Genomic DNA, 3972 nt, shown 5'->3' with positions numbered 1-3972 from the left:
CCGTAGCGGTTGTAGGCGGCGCGGTGCCCAAGGACGTCACGGTGTGGGAGTTCTCCGACCACTCCGGCGGCGCCGCCCACCAGTTCGAGCGGCAGCTGCGCTTCCTGGCCGGGCTGTGGCGGGAGCGCGCTTGACGACGCCGCAGGACCTGCCCGGCGAGGACGAGCCCTGGGCCCTGTCCCTGGTCGCCCGCGTCGAGCGCGACCCCGCGCCCGCGCACACCGACGTGCTGGTGGCCGCCGCCCGCGCGGTGGTGCTGCTGCTGACCGACGAGCGCACCACCGCGCCGGGCGGGGAGTTCCACGACGCGGTGGCCGCCTGGCGCGGCCGGCGCATCCGCAAGATCACCCGCAGGGCGCGCGGGGCGCGCTGGGGGCGCACCGCGCAGCTGCCGCACGTGGAGGCGCGCTGCGGCGACGCCGCGGTGCGGGCCTTCGCCCCGCACCCGCGCGAGGAGGTGCCGGCGCTGCTGGGGCCGCTGCAGGTCGGCGGGCTGGACCTGGCCGACCCGGAGGGGTTCCGGGTGCCGCCGCCCGCGCCGGGCCTGCTGACGGTCCGGCTGTGCCCGGACGTGCGGATGACGACGGGCAAGGCCGCCGCGCAGGTCGGGCACGCCGCGCAGCTGGCCTGGGAGCAGCTGCCCGCGGCGCTCACCGGGCCGTGGGCGGCGGGCGGCTTCGGCGTGCGCGTGCTCACCGGGGCCCCGGTGCTGCCGGTGGGCGGGCGCGTCGACGTGCGCGACGGCGGGTTCACCGAGGTGCCGCCGGGCACGGTGACGGCGAGCGCGGGTTTCGAGGGCTGAGGCCCGGCGCGGCGGGAGCCGAGCGCTCTCACCGGCAGTGAGAAACACAGCACCCAGCGCAGCGTTCCCGGGGTTTTCTCACGCTGGGTGCACCTGCGGCGCCGGAGCGGGGCGGCAGCCGTGGACCACACCTGGCAGCCTCCTGCCACGTGGCGCCGCGCACCGGTGAACCGCGCCGAGCGCCGGGCTAGCTTCCGCTCGGCGACCACCACCCGGCGGTGTCGCCGCCCTGCTCGAGCGACGTGGTGGAGCGTGCGATGGACAGCGTGAGGACAGGACCGGGCGGACCCGGTGGACCGGGCGGACCCGGCGCGACGGGCGCGCGGGCGCCCGGGCCCGCGCTGCCGCAGCAGGGCGGCGCGAGCAGCCCGGCGACCCCGGCGGACCCGGTCGCCGCGACGGCTCCGGCGGGCCCGGGCGCCGCGACGGTGGCTGCGACGGTGGCCGTCGTCGTGTGCACCTACACCGACGCGCGGTGGGACCTGCTGTGCCGGGCCGTGGACTCCGTGCAGCGCCAGAGCGTGCGGCCGCGCCAGCTCGTGGTCTGCGTGGACCACAACCCCGCCCTGGCCCGGCGCTGCCGGGAGCGCTGGCCCGAGGAGGGGCAGCACGGCCCCGTGCGGGTGCAGGTCCTGGAGAACCGCTACGCCGGCCGCCTGGGGTCGGCGCGCAACACCGCCGTGGAGGCCGTGGACGCCGACGTGGTGGCGTTCCTCGACGACGACGCCGCGGCCGCCCCCACCTGGCTGGCGACCCTGCTGCGGGTGTACCGCGAGGACCCGGCGGCGGTGGCGGTGGGCGGCGCGCCGCTGCCGGTGCTGGAGGAGCCGCTGCCGGCCTGGTTCCCGGCCGAGTTCCACTGGGTGTTCGGGTGCCACTACCGCGGGCTGCCCACCCGCCGCGCCCCGGTGCGCCACCTGATCGGGGCGAACATGTCGGCCCGCACCGACGCGGTGCGCCGCGTGCGCGGCTTCCACGCCGACGACCACGACGACATGGACCTCTCCCACCGCATCGCCGCCGCCTACGGCGCCCGCGCCGTGCTGTACGAACCGCGCGCGCAGGTGCACCACTTCGTGCCCGGGCACCGGGTCAGCTGGGCGTACTTCTGGCGGCGCTGCTACGTGGTGAACCGCGAGAAGGTCCGCGCGCTGCGCGACCTGGGCGACGCCGGGAACCTCACCGCGGAGCTGGAGTTCGTCGCCGGCGCCGCCCGCACCGTGCTGAGCGGGCTCGCGCTGGCGCTGCGCGGGCAGCCCCAGCGGCTGGCGCCCAGCGCCGCGATGGTGGCCGGGATCGCCCTGGCGGGCGCGGGCAACGTGCACGGGCGCGCGGCGATGCTGCTGGGTCGCACCGCGCCGGCGCGCACGCGGGGGCTGCGGGCGGCATGACGACCAACCTGGTGGTCGGTTCGGGCCCGGCCGCGGTGGGCGTGGCGCTGCGCCTGCTGGCGCAGGGCGACCAGCGGGTCACCCTGGTCGACCTCGGCGGCACCCTGGAGGAGGCCCACCGCGACGCCGCGCAGCGCATGGGCCGCACCGGCACGGCCGGCTGGGACGCCGGCGACGTGGACCTCGTCAGCGTGCAGCCCGTGGCGCAGGACGGCGGCCGGCTGCCGCAGAAGCGCAGCTTCGGCTCGGACTACCCCTTCCGCGACCTCGGCCAGCTCGCCGGCGTCAGCGCGACGGGCGGCGGCAACCGCTCGGTGGTCTCCTCCGCCTACGGGGGTTTCTCCACCGTGTGGGGTGCGCAGGCGATGCCGTTCTCGCGCAGCACGTTCCAGCGCTGGCCGTTCGGGTGGGCCGACATGGAGGCGCACTACCGCGCGGTCCTGGGGGAGGTCCCCCTGGCCGCCGAGGAGGACGACCTCGCCGAGCTGTTCCCGCTGCTGGGGCCCGCGCGCCCGCTGCCGCCGCTGTCCGAGCGCACCCGGCGGGTGCTGGCCGGCTACGAGCGCCACCGCAGCGCCCTGCGCCGCCGCGGCGTCGTCGTGGGCCGCGCCCGCCTGGCGATGCGCCCGGCGGAGTGCACCTCCTGCGGGTTGTGCATGACCGGGTGCCCCTACGGCCTGGTCTACTCCGCCTCGCAGAGCGTCGACCGGTGGCGCCGGCGGGGCGCGCTGACCTACCGCGGCGGCCTGCTGGCCCACCGGGTCTCGCAGCGCGGGGAGCAGGCGCACGTCCTGGCCCGGGAGGTGGGCACCGGGCGCGACGTGGAGCTGCGGGCGGACCGGGTGTTCCTGGCGTGCGGCGGGATCGGCACGACCCGCCTGGTGCTCGCCTCGATGAGCGCCCCCCCGGCCGAGCTGCGCATGGCGGAGTCGGTGCAGTTCACGATGCCCTTCCTGTCGCGCTCGGCGGTGGGCGACCCCCGCCGGGCCGCGGTGCCCGGGTTCACGCTGAACCAGTTCAACGTCCTGGTGGACCTCGGCGACGAGGGGTACGACACCTCGCAGGTGCACTGCTACCCCTACAACCCCGCCGTGCTCGGCGCCCTGCCCGCCGCCCTGCGCCACCGCGCGGCCGACCCGCTGACCTCCCGGCTGCTGCGCCGGCTGACCGTCGGCCTGGGGTACCTGCCCTCGTGGGCCTCGCCGGGCGTGCGGGTGGCGGCCGCGCCGCGCACGCCCGGCGCGCTGCCGGCGGTGACCGTCTCCAGCACCGGCCCGGACGGCTCGGAGGCGTTCTCCCGGGTGGTGCGCGAACTGGTGCGCGCCGCCCCGCGGCTGGACCTGTGGCCGGTGCTGCCCGCGGCGCGCCTGTCGGCCGCGGCCAAGAGCTACCACTTCGGCGCCAGCTTCCCGCACGCCGCGAGCGCCTCGGCCACGACCACGGACCGCCTGGGCCGCCTGCCGGACTGGGACCGGGTGCACCTGGTGGACGGCTCCGTGCTGCCCTCGGTGCCCTCGACCACGTTCACGCTGACCGTCATGGCCAACGCGCACCGCATCGCCGACGAGGTGCTGCGCCGGCCGGGCGCGCGCGCGTCGGGCCAGTCCGGCGACCTGGCCGCGCTGCCCTGACGGTCCTCCTCGGGCCGGTGCTGCGGGGTCGTTGACGCCCCTCCCCACGAGTGGTTACTTTCCGTCAGTGGCGAGATACTCGTCGTAGTCTCCTCTCGGGGGGTGCGACGTCGCACCCCCCGACGCCCCGGAAGGACCCCCCGTGAAG

Annotated in this window: 3 protein-coding genes; all 3 read left to right on the top strand. The window is 77.6% G+C overall.

The window, feature by feature from the left end:
* Positions 1-130: 130 nt before the first annotated feature.
* The 3 genes from GTR00_RS16060 (at position 131) to GTR00_RS16050 (ending at position 3824) form a co-directional block, all read left to right on the top strand.
* Positions 131-802, top strand: a complete 672-nt coding sequence (locus GTR00_RS16060) for an aminoacyl-tRNA hydrolase (RefSeq protein ID WP_166612596.1) — start codon at positions 131-133, stop codon at positions 800-802.
* Between the two features lie 440 nt (positions 803-1242).
* Positions 1243-2193: a glycosyltransferase gene (locus GTR00_RS16055; RefSeq protein ID WP_205705951.1), complete on the top strand. Its 951-nt coding sequence runs from the start codon at positions 1243-1245 to the stop codon at positions 2191-2193.
* On the top strand, positions 2190-3824 hold the full coding sequence (locus GTR00_RS16050) for a GMC family oxidoreductase (RefSeq protein WP_166612594.1): 1635 nt from the start codon (positions 2190-2192) through the stop codon (positions 3822-3824). Before GTR00_RS16055 ends, GTR00_RS16050 begins: the two co-directional genes overlap by 4 nt.
* Positions 3825-3972 lie beyond the last annotated feature (148 nt).

Origin of the sequence: Kineococcus indalonis (assembly GCF_009906395.1) — a bacterium.
GTDB lineage: Bacteria > Actinomycetota > Actinomycetes > Actinomycetales > Kineococcaceae > Kineococcus > Kineococcus indalonis.
This window is presented reverse-complemented; position numbering and strand designations above follow the sequence as displayed.

Bases quoted from the DNA above. Each gene is read 5' to 3' on its own strand.
- GTR00_RS16050 (WP_166612594.1), top strand. From the start codon at position 2,190: ATGACGACCAACCTGGTGGTCGGTTCGGGCCCGGCCGCGGTGGGCGTG.